General features: G+C 59.7%; 18 protein-coding genes and 6 pseudogenes. 12 read left to right on the forward strand and 12 right to left on the reverse strand.

Features of this window, described 5'->3' with window-relative positions:
- Positions 1–13: 13 nt before the first annotated feature.
- The 6 genes and pseudogenes from CCGE525_RS27310 to CCGE525_RS27335 form a co-directional block, all read right to left on the reverse strand.
- Positions 14–1,034 (reverse strand): annotated as a pseudogene (locus CCGE525_RS27310) (branched-chain amino acid ABC transporter permease).
- The gene (locus CCGE525_RS27315) at positions 1,031–1,927 is read right to left on the reverse strand and encodes a branched-chain amino acid ABC transporter permease (protein WP_120707400.1); all 897 of its coding nucleotides are present in this window, start codon (positions 1,925–1,927) and stop codon (positions 1,031–1,033) included. Before CCGE525_RS27315 ends, CCGE525_RS27310 begins: the two are co-directional and overlap by 4 nt.
- Positions 1,924–2,652 carry an ABC transporter ATP-binding protein gene (locus CCGE525_RS27320; protein WP_120707401.1) on the reverse strand — a complete coding sequence of 243 codons (729 nt, stop codon included), beginning with the start codon at positions 2,650–2,652 and terminating at the stop codon, positions 1,924–1,926. The genes CCGE525_RS27315 and CCGE525_RS27320 overlap by 4 nt, the downstream gene beginning before the upstream one ends.
- Positions 2,649–3,401, reverse strand: a complete 753-nt coding sequence (locus tag CCGE525_RS27325) for an ABC transporter ATP-binding protein (protein WP_120707402.1) — start codon at positions 3,399–3,401, stop codon at positions 2,649–2,651. Before CCGE525_RS27325 ends, CCGE525_RS27320 begins: the two co-directional genes overlap by 4 nt.
- A 7-nt stretch (positions 3,402–3,408) precedes the next feature.
- Complete coding sequence (locus CCGE525_RS27330; RefSeq protein ID WP_120707403.1) at positions 3,409–4,722, reverse strand: ABC transporter substrate-binding protein; 1,314 nt, start codon at positions 4,720–4,722, stop codon at positions 3,409–3,411.
- Between the two features lie 78 nt (positions 4,723–4,800).
- Complete coding sequence (locus CCGE525_RS27335; RefSeq protein ID WP_120707404.1) at positions 4,801–6,252, reverse strand: aldehyde dehydrogenase; 1,452 nt, start codon at positions 6,250–6,252, stop codon at positions 4,801–4,803.
- 245 nt (positions 6,253–6,497) lie between these two features.
- Here CCGE525_RS27335 and CCGE525_RS27340 point away from each other — a divergent pair, with 245 nt between their 5' ends.
- The gene (locus CCGE525_RS27340; protein WP_120707405.1) at positions 6,498–7,397 is read left to right on the forward strand and encodes a helix-turn-helix transcriptional regulator; all 900 of its coding nucleotides are present in this window, start codon (positions 6,498–6,500) and stop codon (positions 7,395–7,397) included.
- Here CCGE525_RS27340 and CCGE525_RS27345 read toward each other — a convergent pair.
- A complete protein-coding gene (locus tag CCGE525_RS27345) occupies positions 7,291–7,716 on the reverse strand; it encodes an acetate--CoA ligase family protein (protein ID WP_245472318.1) in 426 nt (141 codons plus the stop codon). The two genes, CCGE525_RS27340 and CCGE525_RS27345, sit on opposite strands and share 107 nt — an antisense overlap.
- Positions 7,717–7,755: 39 nt before the next feature.
- Positions 7,756–8,070, reverse strand: a pseudogene (locus CCGE525_RS27350) (DDE-type integrase/transposase/recombinase); the annotation flags it as partial.
- Positions 8,071–8,159: 89 nt separating this feature from the next.
- Between CCGE525_RS27350 and CCGE525_RS27355 the strand changes: the two are divergent.
- The 9 genes and pseudogenes from CCGE525_RS27355 to CCGE525_RS39185 form a co-directional block, all read left to right on the forward strand.
- Positions 8,160–8,411: a type II toxin-antitoxin system Phd/YefM family antitoxin gene (locus CCGE525_RS27355; RefSeq protein WP_120707406.1), complete on the forward strand. Its 252-nt coding sequence runs from the start codon at positions 8,160–8,162 to the stop codon at positions 8,409–8,411.
- A 581-nt stretch (positions 8,412–8,992) separates the two neighbouring features.
- Positions 8,993–9,490 (forward strand): histidine kinase, encoded by a 498-nt coding sequence (locus CCGE525_RS27360; protein ID WP_120707407.1) that lies wholly within the window; start codon positions 8,993–8,995, stop codon positions 9,488–9,490.
- Between the two features lie 75 nt (positions 9,491–9,565).
- Positions 9,566–9,991, forward strand: a complete 426-nt coding sequence (locus CCGE525_RS27365) for a hypothetical protein (RefSeq protein WP_245472319.1) — start codon at positions 9,566–9,568, stop codon at positions 9,989–9,991.
- Positions 9,992–10,325: 334 nt separating this feature from the next.
- Positions 10,326–10,622 carry a hypothetical protein gene (locus CCGE525_RS27370; protein ID WP_120707408.1) on the forward strand — a complete coding sequence of 99 codons (297 nt, stop codon included), beginning with the start codon at positions 10,326–10,328 and terminating at the stop codon, positions 10,620–10,622.
- Positions 10,612–11,202, forward strand: a complete 591-nt coding sequence (locus CCGE525_RS27375) for a type II toxin-antitoxin system VapC family toxin (protein WP_120707409.1) — start codon at positions 10,612–10,614, stop codon at positions 11,200–11,202. The genes CCGE525_RS27370 and CCGE525_RS27375 overlap by 11 nt, the downstream gene beginning before the upstream one ends.
- A gap of 178 nt (positions 11,203–11,380) precedes the next feature.
- Positions 11,381–11,886 (forward strand): annotated as a pseudogene (locus CCGE525_RS27380) (transposase family protein); the annotation flags it as partial.
- A gap of 172 nt (positions 11,887–12,058) precedes the next feature.
- A pseudogene (locus CCGE525_RS27385) lies at positions 12,059–12,267 on the forward strand (IS3 family transposase); the annotation flags it as partial.
- Positions 12,268–12,361: 94 nt separating this feature from the next.
- Complete coding sequence (locus CCGE525_RS27390; protein WP_120707410.1) at positions 12,362–12,640, forward strand: type II toxin-antitoxin system TacA family antitoxin; 279 nt, start codon at positions 12,362–12,364, stop codon at positions 12,638–12,640.
- A pseudogene (locus tag CCGE525_RS39185) lies at positions 12,637–12,984 on the forward strand (GNAT family N-acetyltransferase); the annotation flags it as partial. The gene CCGE525_RS27390 and the pseudogene CCGE525_RS39185, both read left to right, overlap by 4 nt.
- Positions 12,985–13,082: 98 nt before the next feature.
- Here the strand turns inward: CCGE525_RS39185 and istB are convergent.
- Together istB and istA are read right to left on the reverse strand one after the other, a co-directional pair.
- Entirely contained in the window at positions 13,083–13,820 is a 738-nt protein-coding gene (istB, locus tag CCGE525_RS27400; protein WP_120702904.1) for an IS21-like element helper ATPase IstB, read from the reverse strand.
- A gap of 12 nt (positions 13,821–13,832) precedes the next feature.
- Positions 13,833–15,362 carry an IS21 family transposase gene (gene istA / locus CCGE525_RS27405; protein WP_120703235.1) on the reverse strand — a complete coding sequence of 510 codons (1,530 nt, stop codon included), beginning with the start codon at positions 15,360–15,362 and terminating at the stop codon, positions 13,833–13,835.
- 194 nt (positions 15,363–15,556) lie between these two features.
- Here istA and CCGE525_RS39190 point away from each other — a divergent pair.
- Positions 15,557–15,769, forward strand: a pseudogene (locus CCGE525_RS39190) (GNAT family N-acetyltransferase); the annotation flags it as partial.
- A gap of 441 nt (positions 15,770–16,210) precedes the next feature.
- Entirely contained in the window at positions 16,211–18,127 is a 1,917-nt protein-coding gene (locus CCGE525_RS27415) for a LysR family transcriptional regulator (protein ID WP_120707411.1), read from the forward strand.
- Between the two features lie 13 nt (positions 18,128–18,140).
- On the opposite strand, the gene CCGE525_RS27420 is transcribed toward CCGE525_RS27415, so the two are convergent.
- The gene (locus tag CCGE525_RS27420) at positions 18,141–18,749 is read right to left on the reverse strand and encodes a UbiX family flavin prenyltransferase (RefSeq protein WP_245472326.1); all 609 of its coding nucleotides are present in this window, start codon (positions 18,747–18,749) and stop codon (positions 18,141–18,143) included.
- A gap of 3 nt (positions 18,750–18,752) precedes the next feature.
- Complete coding sequence (locus tag CCGE525_RS27425; protein ID WP_120707413.1) at positions 18,753–20,114, reverse strand: UbiD family decarboxylase; 1,362 nt, start codon at positions 20,112–20,114, stop codon at positions 18,753–18,755.
- Between the last annotated feature and the right edge of the window lie 6 nt (positions 20,115–20,120).

Raw genomic sequence — 20,120 nt, forward strand, 5'->3', positions numbered from 1 at the left:
ATAGGCGCCGCCGCTACTGTTTGTTCTTGAAGAGATCCGAAAACGTCAGCCGGTAGCCGACGGGCAACAGTTGCAGATCGAACCGCCGATCGATCGCCCCCCCAAAGTCCCTGCGGCAGACAGAGTGAAAACAGCAGCGCTGCGGCACCGAGGCCGACCAGATACCAGACCCCCGTTCCGCCGAAGACGGTCTCGACGACGAAGAATAGCACGGCGCCAAGGATAGCTCCTTCGAACTTGCCGATACCGCCGACAAGCACCATGAAGATCATGTAGGCGGTCCACTGCGCGCTGAAATAGGTCTTCGGCTGGAAGGTGACTGCGGTTGCCAGCCAGAGCCCGCCGGCAACGGCGATGCCGAAGGCGGCAAGCACGAAGAGCAGTCGCTTGGTCGCGGCGACCCGCACACCGACGGAGGTTGCCGCATCCTCGTTGTCGCGGATCGCCTGCATCGCAGCGCCTGCGCGGCTGCGCATGAGCGCAAAGAGGGCGCCAAGCAAGGCAATCATGGCGGCAAGCGCCAGCCAATAGATCGCCAACCGTCGGGTGCTGCTCTCATAGGCGTTCAGCGCGATGAGCGAGGTGCCCGTTTCCCCCTGGATGAGCCGGTCGAGATTGACGAGCAGATGCGCAAGCTCGGCGATCACCCACATGCCGATCGCAAACTCCCCGCCCTTCAGCCGCAGCATGAACCATGAGAGCGGAACGGAGAGAATGCCCGTGATGATCGCAGCAACGAAGAGGGAGACGAAAGGATCGAGCCCCGCATCCGCCAGGCGAATGGTGAAATAGGCGCCAAGACCAAAGAACACCTGCTGGCCGACGGAAACAAGGCCGCCGAAGCCCGCCAGAGCATTCCACATGGCGGCCAGGATCACATAGATGAAGAGCGCCGTCATCCGGTCGATGGCGCCGGCTCCCAAAAAGGCGGGCGATGCAGCCAGCAACATTGCTGCGACTGTCATGACAGCCAATGTCAAGCGGGACGATGCCGTCCAGCGTTCGACGGATATTCCGGGTGCGATCACGGTCATGTCGGGCTCCGAAGAAGAGCGCGGATCCTGCCGAGCCGGGGTATGCCGAACTGGTGGAGCCGAACGAAGAGGACGAGCAAAAAGGCGACATGGCCGCCGATCAGGAAGCCTTGCGGATGGATCTGGGCGCCGATCGACTGCGCCAGACCGAGAACGATGCCGCCAAGCAGGGTTCCCCACAGCGAGCCCGTGCCGCCAATCACGGCCGCCTCGAAGGCAAACAGCAATTGCGGGCCGCCCGAATAGGGATTGAAGGTCGCCCGCATCGCCAGGAACGCGCCGGCAATCCCGACTGTGACCATGGTGATCGCGGTCGCAACCGCGTTGATCCTCCGGGCATCGATACCGACCAGCCCCGCCGTATCCGGGTCCTCCGCCGTGGCGCGGATGGAACGGCCGAGCGCGAAACGGCTGAGAAAGAGCTGAAGGCCGCCGAGGATGACGATCGCGGTCACCATCGTCAGCGCGGCGAGTTTGCCGACGAAGAAATGGCCGGGCAATTGCCAGGAGGCATAGGACAGGTTGCCGATGAACGGCGCAAGCGAGCGCGTGTCGGCACCGAATTGCTCGAACAGCAGATTGTCGATGACGATCGACAGGCCGAAGGTCGTCAGGATCGGCAGCAGCGTGCCGCCGCGCGCACTGCGCTCCAGCACCAACCTCTGCAATAGCCAGCCGAACACGGCCATGACGGGCAGTACGATCAACAGGCCGGCGAAGGGCGGGATGCCGAGTTTCGCGGCCAGCAGCCAAAGGCCATAGGCAGCAACGACGGCAAGGCTGCCATGCGCGAGATTGATTATGCGCATGACCGAAAACATGAAAGACAGTCCGCAGGCGATGACGGCATAATAGCCGCCGAGCAAAATGCCCTGAATCAGGGTGTTGATCATGACGCGCTCCTTTCAGCGGCTTGCCGGTGGAGCCCAAAATAGGCCTGCGTGACCTCCTCGCGCGTTACGCCATTTGCCGGCCTATCGAGCACGATGCGCCCCTCGAGCATGCAGATGACGCGGCTCGCGACGCCCATGGCGCGTGCGAGATCCTGCTCGACAAGGATGATCGTCGTGCCCGACGACAACAGGCTTTGCAGCTGCTGATACACGCGGTCGACCACCAGTGGTGACAGGCCAAGCGACACTTCGTCGAGTAGCAGAATATCGGGGTTGCTCATCAATGCCCGGCCGATCGCCGTTGCCTGCTGTTCGCCGCCGGAGAGATGGCCGGTCTTGGCATGGCGGCGCGGCTTCAGGTTCGGAAAGGCGTCGAAGACCCGCTCGACCGTCCATTCGCCCTTGCGGCCAGCGCTTTTGCCGAGTAGCAGATTTTCCTCGACTGTCATCTGCGAAAACAATCGCCGCCCCTCCGGCACCAGGGCAATGCCCCGGGCGATGCGTTTGTGCGAGGAAACGGCGGTAACATCCTCGCCGTCGAGTAGGATCTGGCCGCTGGCCGGAAAATGGGCGCCGGCAATGGAGCGCAGCAATGTCGTCTTGCCTGCGCCGTTGGCTCCCACGAGCGCCAGCACCTCACCCCTGGCAAGGTCGAAACTGACATCACGTACCGCCTGCAACAGACCGTGACGGACATCCAGATTGCGAATGGAAAGAATGCTCATGCGGGCGCTCCTCCAAGATAGGCGCGCACCACCTCGGCATCGCTCATGACAGCCTTCGGATTGCCGTCGGCAATGATCTTACCGGCATCCATGCAGATCAGCCGTTCGACGACCTGCAGCAGGATATGGACCATGTGTTCGATCCAGACGATGGCGATGCCTCGGCGGCGCAATTCGAGAATGGTCTCCACCAGCTCGCTGGCCTCGCCATCGGTCAACCCGCCACCGATTTCGTCGAGCAGCAGCAGCCGGGGGCCGGTTGCAAGGGCCCGGGCAAGCTCCAGACGTTTGCGGTCGAGCAGGCCAAGCGTATCGGCGCGGCGATTGGCAACGCCGAGCATGCCGCAGAGCCGCAGGGAATCGGCGACGCGCTCATAGGCCTCGTCGCGGCTTGATGTTTTGCCATGCGAGGCGGCGACGAAGACGTTCTCGAAGGTTGTCATGCCGCTGAAGGGCTTGGGGATCTGGTGCGTTCTCACGAGGCCGGAGCGGCAGCGGTCGGCCGCCGTCAGCGCCGTGACGTTCTGTCCGCCAAAGGTGATGGTTCCCGCGTTCAGCGGAAATGCACCGGCCAGAGCGCTCAGGAAGGTCGTCTTGCCGGCGCCGTTCGGACCGACGATGCCGACGGCATCGCCATCGCCCATCGAGAAGTCGAGATTTTCCAGAACCACAAGCGCCCCGAAGCGCTTGTGGATACCCTTGGCCGACAGGAAATCCTGTCCCGGCCGCTGTTGTTCTCTAACCTGCACGATGCCGCTACCCGTTGTAAGCGATGAGTTTGGTGCCGACCGGCACATTCGGATCGGTGGCGTGCTCGGTCACGACATAGTCGAGCGCGAATTTCGAACCAGCCGGTGCCTTGACCCATTGGGTGCCGATGATCGGCCCCGGAGAAACGTTGGCGACGGGGCCACTGGTGAAATCCACCTTGCCGGCGATCGTTGTGGTCTTCAGCGTGCTCATCGCCTTGGCGACGGCCTCCTTGCTCTTGACGTCGGAGGCCGCCTTCAGTGCGTCGAAGCCGGCATCGAGAAGCGACAGGCTCGCGCCGAGCTGCTGGGTCCATTGCCTGCCGCTTGCGGCCTCATAACCATCGGCCAGTTCATTGCCGGAAACACCCGTCAGCGTCGATTTGTAAGGGAAGGCCTTGTGCCAATAGGCGGCGCTGGCGATGTTCATTCCGAGGTCGCCCAGCGCCTCGATATCGGACGGGAAGAGGCCGGTTTTGGCGACCTGGCAGATCTTGATCTGTTGGGTGAGGCCCTGCTGCGCCGCCTGCCGCCAGAAGGCCGCGAAATCCGGCGGGATCGGGAAGCTGTTGAAGATCTCCACGCCCTCCTGCCGGAAAAGCGCGATCTGCGAGGAGAAATCGGTCGTGCCGGTCTCGTAGGCACCGGGATCGACGATGGTGAAGCCGGCCTTGGCAAGCGCCGGCGCCAGATTGGAGCGGATTGCGTTACCATCGGCATCATTCGGATACATGACGCCGACCTTCTTGTTGGTCTCGATCAGGTTCCACTGCGAAATATAGGTCTTAAGGAATTCGCCGACACCGAAGCCGAAATGATAGGTCCACTTGAACGGCGATGGCGCGCCGGGCTTGGCCCCACGGCCGAAATACCAGGCTTCCCACGGCATGACCGTCGACAGGCAAGGCACGCCCGCCGCCTCGCAGGCATCGGCGACCGGATTGATCGTCTCGGGCGTTGAGACCACGAGCATCAGGTCGACGGCCTGATTGTTGATCAGGTCCTTCGCCAATTGCCCGGCGCGCGACGGATCGGACTGCGTGTCGCGGTCGAGGATCTCCACCTTCCATGTCTTGCCGCCGGCCTGCAGGCCGCCCGCCAGCGTCTTGCGCGCAAGCTCAAGGACGTAACCATCCGTCTCGCCGAAGCCGCCAAGCGGCCCCGTGCGCGGGCTGATGAAGCCGACCTTCAGCGTATCGTCGGCGGCAAATGCCGCCCGTCCGCCCAGCGCCATGGCGGCGGTGCCGACAGCCGCTCCGGCCATGAACCCGCGCCGTGTCAATCCAGCGTTCAATATCGGCCTGTTGAAACTACCAGTCATGAAATAATCCTCCCTTGTTGTCGGAGCCCTCTTACTCCGCATGTCCCAGTCTTTTGCCGATCAGGCGCCTCGGAAGGCTCAGATCGGATATTCTCGTTTGCCGGACGCCAGCGTGATCCAGCGCAGTTCAGTGAATTCATCGATGGCCGCCTTGCCGCCGAAGCGGCCGTAGCCGCTCGACTTGACGCCGCCGAACGGCATTTGCGGCTCGTCGGCAACTGTGGCTTCGTTGATGTGGCAGATGCCGGTCTCGATGCGCCTTGCAACCGAAAGCGCCTGGTTGATGTCGCGGCTAAACACCGCCGATGACAGTCCATATTCATTGTCGTTAGCGACCGTCACGGCCTCGTCGATGCTGTCGACCCGGATTATCGCGGCGAGCGGCCCAAAGCTCTCCTCGCGGTAAATCCGCATCGCCGGCGTTACCTGGTCGATGACAGTCGCGTCGATCAGCGTGCCCCGCGCCTGCCCTCCGCAGACCACGACCGCACCCTTCTGAGTCGCATCCTCCACCAGTGCACGAACGCGCCTGGCGGCCTCGGCGGTGATCATCGTTCCGAGCGGCGTATTGCCATCACGCGGATTGCCGGCAAGAAGCGTCAGGGCCTTTGCCATGAACTTCTCAACGAACTCGTCGGCAATCTCCTCCATGAGGATGATGCGCTCGGTCGACATGCAGATCTGGCCCTGGTTCATGAAGGCGCCGAAAGCTGCGGCGCGCACGGCTTCATCGATGTCGGCGTCAGCAAGCACGATGAACGGCGCCTTGCCGCCAAGCTCCAGCAGGCAGCGTTTGAGGTGCCGCGCCGACGCTTCCGCAATCAGGCGCCCGACGCGGGTCGAGCCGGTGAAATTGATGCGGCGCACGGCCGGATGCGCAATCAATGCTTCAACGATCACAGCCGCATCCTTGGGCGCATTGGTGATGACGTTGACGACACCGGGCGGAAAGCCTGCCTCACGCATGATCTCACCGATCAGGCAATGCGTCCTGGGACAGAGTTCGGAGGCCTTCAGGATCACGGTGTTGCCGCAGGCGAGCGGCAAGGCGATGGCGCGCACGCCGAGGATGATCGGCGCATTCCATGGGGCGATCCCGAGGCATACCCCGGCCGGCTGGCGCACCGCCATGGCAAGGCTGCCCGGCTCGCCTGATGGAATGATCTCGCCGGCGACCTGCGTCGTCATGGCGGCTGCCTCGCGCAAGATATCAACGCCGAGATTGCAATTGATCCCGGCCCAGAGCGCGGTCGCACCGGTTTCGCCGACCATCGCCTCGACAAAATCGGCTGTACGGCGGGCGAGAATATCGGCAGCCTTGTTTAGGAGCGCCCGTCGTTCACCGGGTCCAGTCTGCGACCACAAGGGAAAGGCTGCTGCCGCGCTGCAGGCCGCGCGGGAGGCGTCCGCTACCGAAGCGGCCGGCGCGATGGTTGCGACATCGCCGGTTGCTGGATCGAGGGATTCGAAGGTGGCGGCGTCGGACGCATCCAGCGCTTCATCATCGATTAGCAGTTTTGCCACGAACATGGCGCTCGTCCGCTGTTGGCAGGCTCTGCCTGCAGTGATCTGAATGAGAGAAAGCGCGCACAGTTAAACGGGGCCGGGATGCAGCCTTGCATGACCATATCTTTTGTGCGGAGACCTCCTCCCAAAGGCTCATGGGAGAAGATTACGCTGTTGCCGCACGCATTGAATGTGATTTTCTGGGTTAATATTGTAATTATTTGGCAAATCATGTCAGGTTCTCGTCATGCCATGCGAAGGAGGATGCGTTGGTTTCCGATAGCGGCATCCATTTTCATGCGCGCGGAGAGTGGCGCGAACCCTCGTTGACGCCTCGCACGATCCGCTTTCAAAAGGGCCTGTATGCCCAGTTCCATCACCTGTTCCTGCTGCAGGTGGGCACGGCGACGCTCATTCTCGAGGGCGAAGACCAAAGGGCTTTGCTTGGGCCGACCATCGCTTATCTGCCGCCGCAGTCGCGCTGCGAGCTGCACATGGCGGCCGGTGCCGCGGGTTTCATCATCGGCGTCTCGCCGCAGATCGTGGTCGACGCGATCGGTGACCGGGCGGAATCCTACGCGCTCAGAATTTTCAGCGAGCAACCCTGGTTCATGGCCGAGCCGGACGCCGTCGCTGTTAGTGAGGCACAACCGCTCTTGGCTGGCTTCGTTCGCGAACTCGGCGATCCCGCGCGGGCATCATGGATGGCGATTGCAGCCTATATGCGCCTGATCCTGATGGCGCTTTGGCGGGCTGGTGGCGTGGAGACCGCCGAACAGCGCGGCCGCGGCGGAAGCGCATCGGTGCTGCAGAGATACCGGCAATTGGTGGAGACCTGGTTCCGGCAACACCGGCCGATGACGGATTATGCCCGCGAACTCGGCGTGACCACCGATCGCCTGCACTCGATCTGCCGCAGTGCGCTCGGCCGTTCGCCGGTGCAGCTGCTGCATGAACGGCTCGTGCAGGAAGCGAAATTGCGGCTCGAGCGCTCGGCTCGAACGGTCCAGGAGATTTCCGATGGGCTCGGTTTTCGCGACCCCACCTATTTCAGTCACTTCTTCAAGAAGAAGACTGGCTTCTCACCGGCAACCTATCGCGACTTCGCCCGCAGGAGTGAAGTCGCGGAAAGCCATGTCCTGTCGTCGGGCTATGCCGACTGGCCGTGATCATCTCTCGATAATGTGGGTTTCGCAGCTCAAGCGTCCGCGGGTACGGGGCGGCTAGCATCGGGGCATCCAATGCCACCGCGCCTTCGCCGTCGGGATAGATCACGACCGGCTTGAGGTCGATTTCCCGGATCGTCGGTTCGGCAAGTAGCAGTCGGCCGAGCGTGGCGATGATCCGGGCGGCGGCGCTCATGTCACGCGGTGGCGAGCCGCGGAAACCGCGCAGCAAAGAGGCACTCTTCAGTCGATAAAGCTCGCGGATGATGGCGTCATCCGGCAGGTCGGGGGTCAGGATGTGGACATCCCGGCTCTGTTGCAAAAATTTCGGCTGGTTGGATAGGTCCTGTATCCTCTGCTGTCACGCGGCCTGACTTTCGAGGTTCGAAGCGAGCAGTGCTACGGCTTCTGTCAAGGCGCTCGGCCCGATACCGAAAGCGCGTTCAACGATGCGCGCTTCTCCACGGATGTCGCCGGTGAGATTGAAAATGGCTGCCTGACCCTTGCGTAAGGCGCGCATGACCTCGAAGCCATTGATTGTCGCATAGGCCGTTTTCAGCGTTTTGAATCCTCTCACCGGTCGGATCAGTTGTTTAAGTTTGCAGTGATCGGCCTCGACGACATTGTTCAGGTATTTGACCTGACGACGCACCAGATCTCCAGGGCATTTGCCTTCGGCAAGCGCCAGGAAAACGATTTCTCTTGATTTCCCCAGCCATAATTGCCGCTATGACTACATATGGTCATTTCAGATTAGGAGGCCACATGTCGACTATAAGCGTAGCGGAGGCCAAGGCCGGATTTGCAGGTCTGGTAGATGAAGCCGCCAGTGGAGAGTTCGTAACGATTACCCGGCACGGAAAGCCTGCTGCAGTGATTGTCAGCGTCGAGGCGGCTGAAGCAGCAAAGAAGGCACTGAAGAAGCCACGGGCCAATTTTGGGGACTTTCTGCTGACGTTCCCAGGCGGTGTCGATCTGGAGCGAAACCCTTCCAAAATGAGGGACATAGATCTTTGACTGCATATCTGCTTGATACCAATATCATCAGCAAATTTGCCCCAGATCGGACTCCGCCCTCTGACGCGGTTCGCAATTGGTTCCATGTCCAGGGTGAAGCCGATGGTATCTTTCTTTCAACCATGACGCTTTCGGAAGCCGAGAAAGAGCGGCGGAAATGAAAGAGATGAAGGCAAGGTCCGAAAAGACCAACCGGGCGCGGCAAGCTTTGTCGCTCCAATGCTCAGCGACGTGAAAGGACAGGATATGCGTGTGCTGCCGTCATCGCCGAACACGCCGCACCGGCACGCCGACGATGGGAATGAGGTTAGAATCCAATGCGAGCGAACCCAACTTTGATCTCTACCACGATCGGCGATTTCGTTCTCATCCATCCCTGGGGAATTACTCGGCAATGAGCGGAGCCGGCGTTCCTTGTCACAGAAGTATGTCGACCGCCGACGATATTACTGCGAGCAGCACCAGAAATGGTCCGATCGACTGCACAGGGATTAGGAATATTTCAGCATAATGGGGGCATCATCGTTCGGCGGTTGCGCCCCGCAACGCCGACGTCACTAATCTTCTAATCAGGACCTGTCATGAAACATACGCTTTTGGTCGCGGCTCTCGCGATCTCCTTTCCGATGTTTGCTCATGCCGAGACGCTGCAGTTTCCAAGTGAAGAGCCGATAGCTGAGGTGTCTATCCCGCACAGCTGGGGACCGAAGGAAACCGAAACCGGAATTGATGCAACCTCGCCAGATTCCGCCATCTATTTTTCGATCGATATCGCAAACGATGCAACCATGGACAAGACGGTCGACGACGCTGTCGATTTCCTCGTCAAGAATGGCGTGAATATCGATGCGAAGAGCAAGCATGAGTTTCCTGACACGACCCTAAACGGCATGAAGCTCGGCCATCTCGAGTGGGACGGCACCGATAAGGACGGCCCGGTGCATGTGCAACTCGCATTTGCGCAGCCGTCCGAACACAAGATGCTAGTCATCACCTATTGGGGCTCGACGGAAGACGAGGCCAAGCATGATGACGCGGTCAGTGGGATTATCTCGTCCCTGAAGCCGATCAACGACTGATCACGGATCGGGGCGCCGGCCTCAGCAGGCGCCCCGAGTACAATCGAACCGTTTCCCCGACCTCGAAAGGGCAAGATGCGCACGACCCTTATCACCGTGTTTCTCGCAGCAATCTCCGGTGCTGCCTGCTTTTCATCCGCAATGGCGGCAGACCATTACTCAGCAAGCAGCAACACTGCCATGAGCATTACCGGCGACGTCGATATGGATGATGACGGGATCACCTTCGAGAACGGCAAGGAGCTTACCTTTTCGGATTTGATCGCCGACAATTTGGTAGTCGATGGCAAGCGCGTGCCGGGATCGGTTTACCGCGTCGCGCGGCCGCTTGATCCGGAATTGAAGAACGGCAACCGTCTCTGCGGCGCAGGCAAGGTCACCTATCTCGCCACGTGGAGCGACGGCGACGGCTCCACGGCGATCGCGGTGTTCACCGGTTCGAGGCCGCCGCGAAGCGACGACGAGAGCTGTGCCACCTATAGCTACGAGGACCAGGAGTAAGATTTTTTTCGCACGCAAGGACCCGGCTTCAACCCCGCGATTGGTAGAGGCCTGCAAAAAGTGACTGGAGGTTGATGGCGGGGCAGGTCGAGAGGCCCTCTGACTCTTAGGCTCGCTCTTTGGCGACTTTGATGATCGTGCGTGACGAGAAGGCTCGAGTTCCGGAGAGAGGCTAAGAGTGGCCGCATAGAATGTTGTAACAGCGGCAGGTTCATCCAGTAACGTGAGAATGCGATCGTCGCAGCTAATTTGATGGGATGGAGCGACCTGCGCGCATTAGGTCTTGCGCTTACGTTCAACGCAAACTATGTTCTGTTGAACGCAGGAGATTTCGATGGGTGCCCAAACACGTACTAGCGCGGACAGCGAAGCAAAGGTCGCTTTGAACCGTAACAAGCTCGTGCTCGATCAGGCAAAAGCCGTCGGCCTCCTCGGCACCGCAAAGAATACTCGTCTCTCTGGGCGAGTTCCTTCAGAGTTGATCGAGGCAGCAAAGAAGCGCGCCCATGTCACTTCGGACACGGAACTATTGGAGCTGGCGCTATCGCGCCTAGCCCTCGAAGATGATTTTGGAGCTCGTCTGGTTAGTCGCAAGGGCAGCATCCCAGCGGATATTGATCTTGGGCTTTGATCTTGCCGAAACACTGCGATCGCTGAAGCCGCAAAAGCATACCGGAACCCTGGAGCGCAGGGCCGACGACGATCTCCCATGGGTCGTTGGCGAGCCGGCGATCGGGGGGCCGCTTTTTCTGGATACCAGCGTGTACCTGGATGTTTTGCAGGGGCGATCACCGGCTGAAGTCGACACGCTGCTTACCTATCGCTTGTGCCACCATTCGGCTGTTTGCTTGTCGGAGCTGACCCACGCATTCGGTCGGCTTGACCCAAAGCACGACTCCACGAAAGCCGTTCTCGAAACGATTGCTGAGACAATAGAGGACATTCCAGATCATCGACTTCATGCACCCGACGCAGGCATATGGGGGGAGGCCGGTGTCCTTGCGGGCCTGATGTTTCGACTAAGCAACTTGCCGAAGGGGAGGGGGCACGAACGTCGGTTCACAAGCGATGCTCTCATTTTCCTGCAGGCGCGTCAGTTGGGCGCCAGTGTGCTTACCGGCAATATCCGTGATTTCGATTTGCTAACCCAGATCGTGCCGTCGGCGCGGATCATCCTTTATAGAGCTCAGGCAGGTCGGCCGTCATCGTGACCGATGTGCCTGATCGTCAAGCCGATATAGTCCATGAACTGGAACGACTGGCGCAGTTGTAGGTAACTGACGTCAATTACCTACAGAACGCACCTTCTTTCTTATGTTTAGCGGCTCTTCCTCGTTTTGTGTGGTTCATCCGTTATTAGCGACGGTGTCGCTATGGGCGGGTATGCGTATGCGAACGAATTCGAAATGTTCGCCCGACCCAGGGGTCAAGATACTGGGTGTCGCGCTCACTGCTGATGACGGTTGGGTTGTTTCCGCAGCCGGGTCCACGATCGGTAATTGCCCCGATTGTGGACGTCGAAGCCGAAATAGCCATGGCTGGTCCAACCGCAGCCTTCAGGATCTGCCAGCCCAGGACAAGCCCGTGACAGTTAAGCTCCAACTGAGCCGCTGGCGATGTGCAAATCAGGAATGCGCACGACGGACTTTCACTGGCCGGCTGCCGATGATCGCTGCTCCCTATGCGCGCCGGACGAGAAGGGGGGAGAGATTGCCGGCTTGCTCGGCAACAGCACTGGCGGCCGTCCTGGCGAGCGCCTGATGCAGCGACTTGGCATGCCGGTCAGCGACGACACCATCCTGCGGCAGTTGAAGCGGGATGCTACGGGTGCTCAGCTCAATCCCGACATACGAGTGGTTGGTATCGATGACTGGAGTTGGCGGCGGGCGACGAGTTAGGGAACCATCGTTGTCGACCTGGAGCGCCACCCGGCTATGCCACCATCAATTGGCAGAGATTTCGCTGACGGCACTAGGACTTAGCGATACCGGCAGTCGCCATGTCCCTTTGGTCCGATTATGAGGAAAAGCTCAGGCGGCTTAGAGCTGGCTCGAAAAACTGTGCCGGATTGCTGAGCGGAAAGAAATGATCCACCGCAAGCACAAACTGTCGGTCGCACGCGCCAGGCGAAGCTTCTCGGCTTCAGCCGTGGCAGCGTCTATTATTCGTCGCGCCCAGTGTCGACTGGCGATCTGGCCTTGATGTGGCGGATCGACGAACTGCATCTCGATTACCCGTTTGCCGGAAGCCGGATGTTGCACGGAAAGGCGGAAGGGCTTCAAATTTTCGGGTAATTGATGCGGCGATCACCCTACAAAACTCCCTGTACACATATTATGTGTACGCTATACTTGGGTTAAGGAGATAATTATGCCGAGAACCGCCGACAATAAAACCGAACGCTACCAACTGCGCATACCGCCAACGCAGAAGGCTATGATCGCGCGCGCGGCCGCCCTTTCCAACATGGACATGGCCGATTTCATTCTCAATAAAATAGTACCTGAAGCCGAAGCCGTCATCCAGGCCGCGGAAGTCGAGACCGTGTCGAACCGTGATTTCATCCGCATCCTTGATCTGCTTGAACACCCGCCCAAGCCGAACGCAAAACTACGCGCCGCGATCTCTGCTCTGCCGGATACTTTGTGACCCTCCCCATCTGGCATGAAGAGCCGATCGCTAAGTCGCACGATCGGGCCTCATTCGATTGTGGCGATGCGGCAATGAACGAGTTCATTCGGCGCTTCGCTCGGCAGAGCCATGAGCAGAATGCAGCGAAGACTTTCTGTGCTATCGACAAAGCCCAACCCCATCGCATCCTCGGATTCTACACAGTCGCACCCTCGGCCGTTTCGCACGAGGCTGTGCCTCCAAAGAGGACGAGAGGTCTTGCACGTCATGAAGTCGCAGGCTTCAAGCTCGCGCGATTGGCATCCGACTTAACAGTGGCGGGAAAAGGTTTAGGTGCCGATTCCGATGAAGCCGCCCCTTTGTTCCGAGATGATTGCGCCCCTTGATTCCGGGATGATCTCGCCCCCTGTTTAGTGGGGTCTGCAGGCGATGATTGTTGTCAGTCCATTTAGGCGGGGTGTCAAGCTTTTCGGGGCAGGTTTCGGCGTAGGCTATCGCCGCTCAATTCGATGCGATGGGCGTTGTGAACGAGGCGATCCAGGATGGCATCAGCATAAGTCGGGTTTCCTATGACGTCGTGCCATGCCGACACCGGAAGTTGGCTGGTAATGATGGTTGATCTGCGGCCGTAGCGATCTTCCAGGATTTCGAGGAGGTCGTGCCGGGCCTGTTCGTTGAGCGGTTCGAGACCCCAGTCGTCGAGGATCAGGACTTGAACATGGCCCAGGGTACGTTGCAGCCGAGCATACCTGCCGTCGCCGCGAGCAAGTGCGAGCTGAGCAAACAGTCGTGGGACACGCTGATAGAGAACGGAACGATCGTCACGGCAAGCCTTGTGGCCGAGAGCGCAGGCTAACCAGCTTTTTCCGACACCCGAGGGTCCGCAAATGGCCAGATTGTCATGAGCGTTGATCCAGTCGCCGCCGAGCAGCTTCATGAAGAGCGCGCGATCAAGGCCGCGCTCGCTGCGGTAGTCGACATCTTCCGGGGTGGCCTGGTGGCGAAGCTTGGCAAACCTGAGGCGTGCGGCAAGCTTACGATCGTAGCGGGAACTCCACTCCCGTTCGAGCAGCAGTCCTAGCCACTCGGCATGCGAGAGATGTTCGGCTTCGCCGTTGGTGACGAGCTCCCCGAAGGCCTTTGCCATGCCGGCCAGGCCCATGGAATTGAGTTTGTCGAGTGTTGGATGGGCAAGCATTCTTTGTTCTCCTTAGTGGTAATAGCGAGGTCCACGGATGTTTTCGTGTTGGATAGGCTCATGCGAAGGTGGTCCATTGGTGGAGGCGGCTCGATCGAGATGATTGTCGAGGATGGAGCGCACCGAACCGTAGGTCCGGGCCCCGATCTCAAGCGCACGGCTGCAAGCAGCGTTCACTCTGTCGCGGCCAAAGCTTTTGTTCAGGCGGATAATTCCCATGCAGGCTCGAAAGCCCTGCTCCGGGTGCGGCCTGTCGGCGAGGATCTTCTCACACAGCAATGCAACCTCCGGCCCGATGGAAGAGGCCTCGCGTTGAATGCGTTCGATCGTCCAGTCGGCAAAGCGGCGGTGGGCCGAGGGCATGTGATCGGGGATTGTGGTGTGCTTGCCGTTACCGCTGGAGCGGCGATGAGCGGCTATTCGCTCGCCTTTGTGGAATATCTCGATCGTATTGGCGGTGATGCGCGCCTCGACTTGCTCGCGAGCAAAGCGATAGGGAACGGAGTAATAATGCCGCTCGATCTCGACGTGGTAATCCAATCCAGCACGCCGGATACGCCATTCCGCAAAGACATAGCGTTCAACGGGCAATGGCCTTAAAGCGGGCCGGTCGAGCTCTTCGAACAATTGGCGGCGCGTGACGCCAACCCGGCGAAGGACACGCCTGTCGTTCAAATCATATAGCAAGTCGGCAATCGCCGCATTGACTTCGGCCAGACTGTAGAAGGTGCGATGGCGGAGGCGGCCCAGCAGCCAACGCTCGACGATACGAACCGCAGCCTCGACTTTCGCCTTGTCGCGGGGGCGTCTCGGCCTCGTCGGCAGGACGGCGCTGCCATAATGCGCTGCCATCGCGCAATACGTCCGGTTGACCTGGGGATCGAAGTGGCACGCCTTGATGATCGCCACCTTGGCATTGTCGGGAACCAGCAACGCCGGCGCACCGCCGAAGAACTCCAGCGCCTGAACATGGCATTCGACCCAGTCCGGAAGCGTCTCGGTCCAGCGCGCCTGCGCGAACGAAAGACTGGATGCCCCCAGGACAGCGACAAATAAATGGGCCTGCCGTGTTTTGCCCGACAGCCGATCAACGACAACAGTGACCGTGTCGCCGGCGTAGTCGACGAACAATTTGTCGCCCGCCATATGATCCTGCCGCATCGTCACCGGCAGCTTCAACGCCCAGCCGCGATAGAGGTCACAATATCGGCTGTAGCGGTAACCATCGGGATAACGGCTTATGTATTCGTCCCAGAGAATTTGCAGCGTCACGTGCTTGCGCTTGAGCTCGCGATGGACTTGCACCCAGTCAGGCTCCGGTGCGCGACGATGACCCGTCTTCGTCCCAGCCGCACGGTAGAGCGCCGCCTCCAGGACGGCATCACTCACGTCATCATCCAACGGCCACGAAAGCCCCGCAGCCGCCGCCCGTCGCAGCGTCTCGCGCACCGTCGAGGCTGCTGCTCCGACCCGAACCGCAATCGATTTGTGGCCCAGCCCTTGCTCGGACCGATATCTCAGTATCTCGCGGACACGCCGCATCTCCAGTCTCTCCGCAGGCATCCCGTTCCTTCCTTGTCATCATTGACGGAAGGAACTTCACACCGGCAGAACACCCTTGCCACATCCCTCCGTAGGGGGCGGCATCATCTCGGAACAAGGGGGCGACTAATTCTCGGAATTGGGGGGCGACATCATTTCGGAATCAGGGGGCGGATTGCCTCGGAATTTGCAGTTTAGGGGGCCAGCTCCTTGCTGCGGCAGCGCTTCGTTGCCTGCGTCTTGCCAGCGAGGGCGGCGGGATCCTGCTCATCATCGATGCCAAGAACGAACGCGTCGCGCGTTGGTACGCCAGCTACGGCGCCGAACCGCTGCAAGGGAAACCGCTCACTCTCGTTATGCCACTTGCCACCTTCGCCGCCGACCTCAAGATCAAGGGACTCCTGTAGCCCGTGTTGCCGCCAAGCCATTGAACCTCGATACACTGAAACCAGGTCGCCGGTTCGTATCCCCTCAACTGCAAACCGATTGTAAATAGCGGGGGTCGTCGGTCACTTTTCCATCAAGGCGGACATAGTTGGCCTTTGCCGAAAATCTCGTCGGTTCCACAGAATGACGGGTCCGGAATTCAAATCCGTTTCAAGGCGACCACAGTCGCACTTTTTGTCGAGATCGTCATGCCGATCCCGCCCAAGGCAGATTCTGCGACCATGTTAGCGCGGGAGCTGTGAAGCAACGTGGCATCGCCGTGCTTTGTTCTTGGCAAGTGACTGGGCACCCTGTATCAGCGATTAGATAGTGTTATCCGCATTGGGAATGGATGGCAGCAGGTAGCGCGTTCGATTTGCAATCGCTCATTGACCAACGATGGGTGGACAACGGCGGTAGCAATGGAAACAGCACAGCTCTCCTATTTCATCCTCGCTTGCCAGTTCAAAAATCATGCGGAAGCCGCAGCCCATTCAAGGATATCCGCGTCCACAATCAGTGAAAACATAGATGCACTGGAACGCGAACTGGGGATGATATTGTTCGAACGGGGTCCCCATGGGCACTACCCGACCGAGGCAGCCCGCTGGCTCTATCAATCGGTTGAGCCGTTGCTACAGGTGGTGGAGGCTGCCGAGACGATTTTCCAGGCCGAGCCTCGCCGGCCCATCAAACGGCTTGAGATCAACTCACCGCTGCAATTCATGGCTGGTCGATTGTCACGCGCGGCAAGCCTCGCATCCCGCGCAGTTCGAGAGGTTTCTCCCAACATCATCGCGACCACGCGCTTCACGCTCGGTCGGGCGCCCTATGTCCATGCGCTCGAATGGAGCACGAACGAGCAGTCCGGTAACGGCACGGATGAGGAGGTAGCACAAGCTGTCCGCATCGTTCTGGACTACGCCCAAGACAACGAGGAGCCAGACAGCGTGCCGCTCTTCCGGGACGAGTGGATCTCGATCAGTGGCGGCGGCAACCGTCATGCGGACATGACTGGTTCGGTCAGTTTTGCAGAGCTGCGGAAAACACCGCTGCTTCTCCCGCCTTTGGGCGAGACCCAGCTCCGGCACGCGCGTGCCTATTGCGCGATGCATGACCTTCCGGAACCGGTCGTCATCGAGGAAGATGTCGGGACATTCGCGCGATTGTCTCGAGAATTAGCCCCGTTTCATCTGCTTGCACCACAAAGCCTCGTCATGGCAAGCATTGGCCGCCTCAATCTCTCCCACGCAAAGCTTCCGGTGGAGCTGGTCAGTCCGGTTGTTGCGAGAATTCCTGCTGGCGAGCCAGTCGCGCTGGACTATGTCAGAGAGCTTCAGAAGGCTCTTCAGCTCCCCAGCAGTGTTGTTCAGTATGAGCCTCGGATCACCATGAAGCAGATCCGTTATTTTCTGGCAATTTCCGAACGGCTAAGCGTCACTGCCGCAGCCAAATACCTCAGTGTTGCGCAACCTGCCCTCTCCAATCAGCTTCGCAAGCTGGAGGCGATAACAGGGAGTGACCTGTTTGTTCGCCATCGAACCGGTCTTGAGCGGAACGACAGCACCGATATGCTGGTTGCCTTGGTTGGACCGGCCGCGAAGGCGTGCGACGGGATCGCTGCCAGTGCCGCACACTATGCGACGACGCGTCGGGAGCGATTGGCGATCGGCGTCGTACCGCTGATCCATCACGAAGGACCTCTCGCCCGCGCTCTCGCCGGTGCATTGGACGAATGGTCAACCGTCCATCCCACCGTGAAGCTGAAGATCATGGAAGGTTCGACAGAGGTACTGCGGCGCTGGGTCGATGCCGGCGAGATTGGTTTTGCGCTCGTCGAGACACAGATTTCCCGCTCCTGGCAGGTCGATCTGGGAATCGAGGACTATTTTGGGGTCGTGTCAAACCCGGCAAAATCTATTCTTCCTCCGGGCGAGATCAGACTACGCAGCGTCATGAAGCTTCCTCTCGCACTCCCGGGCGATGCCTCCGGTCTTCGACAGATCCTGGACAAGGCGGCATCGGAAGCGGGAGGGCATTTTGCGCCACAGATGGAAGTGAATTCGCTGACGGCGTTGCTGGCGCTGGTGAAACGAATGCGCATCGCGACGATTTTGCCACAATCGGCGGTCCGAACCTTCCTGGAAGCAGGTATACTCCAGTTCAATCCCATTTCCGGCCCCGTTGTGCGGTCCCGTCTGTCGATCCTGTTCTCGCCGGAGCGAATCCTGACCGATGTGGAGCGCGCCTTGATCAACGCCTTGAAGCGTCAGTTGTCCGCGATGGGGATGGGCAAGGAAATTTCTTCTGCTCGACCGCTCTATTGGCCCGAGCAATAAGGCAAACCCGTAGCTATCCACCAATGTCCACAGGCGGCTCTTTCCAGCGTTTGACTCGGCCGGTATCGATATCGAACAGGTCGAGCGCACGGCCGACGGTGTGGTCGATCATCTCGTCGATGGTCTTCGGTTTGCAATAGAACGCGGGAACGGGGGGCATGACGATCGCTCCGATCTCCGTAACGGTCACCATGTTCCTCAAGTGACCGAGGTGCAGCGGTGTCTCGCGTAGCATCAGAACCAGACGCCGTCTTTCCTTGAGGATTACGTCGGCTGCGCGAGAAACGAGCGTACCGCATGCCCCCGAAGCGATCTCGCCCAGGGTTTTGGTTGTGCAAGGCGCAATGATCATTCCACGCGTGCGGAACGATCCGCTGGAAATCGGTGCGGCCACATCGTCATTGCCGTGAACGTAATCGGCCAGGGCATGCACATCCTTCAGCTTGAGATCGCTTTCATAGGCAAGAGCGACGATCGCGGACCGCGACATGACGAGATGAGTTTCCAAACCCAGTTCGCGCAGCATCTGAAGCAAACGAATACCATAGGCATGACCCGTTGCTCCGGTGATGGCGACGATGAATCGTTCTTTGGACAAAGGGAATTCCCGGGTCGCTTTGATAAATTAGTAAAGATGCAGGTTCTGCCGAACGCGCTCGAAGACATCACTGGGCGGCATCACGAATTCGGAACGCCCTCCGGGCTCGCCGTCGCCGGGCCGTGTCGTGGCGATCATACCGATTTTTGTGACGACAAGGTCCTCGTGCACGGGGTCGCAACGATCAGCCCGAACGCCGGGCAGGACAAGCAAATCCTCATGACCGCGGAAGCGGGCTGCGAGCGACCATTCCACTTGACGCGGATTTTCGGGATCAATGTCGTCGTCGACGACGATCACAAGTTTCAGGAGATTGACAAGGCCCATTGCCAGAATGACTGCGCGCTTGCCTTCACCGAGGCGCGGCCGATGCATGGTAATGATCGCATGCAACCGTCCCATGCCGCCATCGGTCACCAGAACACGGCGCACGGCGGGAATCGATCGCTGCAGGTCACGCGTCAGCGTTGCGCCGATGGCGACGGCGCCCAGCAGGCAATGTTCCGCTGCATAGCCAGGCAGGATCGCCTGATAGATGGCGTCTGTGCGGTGCGTGACGCAGTCGATCTCGACACCGATACCGGGGCCGTAATAAACATAGAAGCCGGGAAATTCGGACACGGCTCCCTCTTCGATAAGTTCGGCCGGCCGCAACCGTCCCTCAAGAACGATCTCGGCATGCGCGGGAACCTCGAGATCGACCGTCTTGCATTTCACCAGTTCTACAGGTTCGCCAAGCAATCCTCCGACGATGTCAAATTCGTCATCGCCAAGGCCGACGTACATCTGCGAGCCAAGCAGCACCGCGGCGTGATTGCCGATCGCAACCGCGATTTCCAGGTCATGTCCCCTTTGATGCGCCTTATCGGCGATCCGCGCCAAATGATGGTTCTTTGCAATACCGGCCATCAGTCGACCGCCGCCTTCAAGCCTTAGCCGCGCGATGGAGACATTGCGTCGACCGGTTTCCGGATCCTTGGCGACGATGACGCCTGCCGTAATGTAAGGTGCCGCTTCGTGCTCGAACCAGTGCGGTACGGGGAGAAGGGCGCCGATGTCCATCGGTTGGCGATGCACGATTTGCTGAACCGGTGCATCCTCGACAATTTTCGGCACAATGGGCCGTTCCAGGGCGGACAGGCATAGAGCATCCAGTTTCCCCCTCGGCACGCCAAGAGCAGAAGCAAACCGGCCCCTGTCGTTGTAAAGATTGCCGACAACGGACATGGTGGCGTCATTCACGCGGGTAAATAACTGTGCAGGGCCGCGCTCCCGCAAAGAAAGGACCGAGGCAATCTCGAAGCGAGTATCGACACTTCGTTCGACGCGGTGCAACTCGCCTTTGTTCTCCAGTGCGGCGATAAAGCCGCGCATGCTTTGGTCGGTCACTCTTGC

The sequence above is a fragment of the Rhizobium jaguaris genome (assembly GCF_003627755.1).
Lineage (GTDB): Bacteria > Pseudomonadota > Alphaproteobacteria > Rhizobiales > Rhizobiaceae > Rhizobium > Rhizobium jaguaris.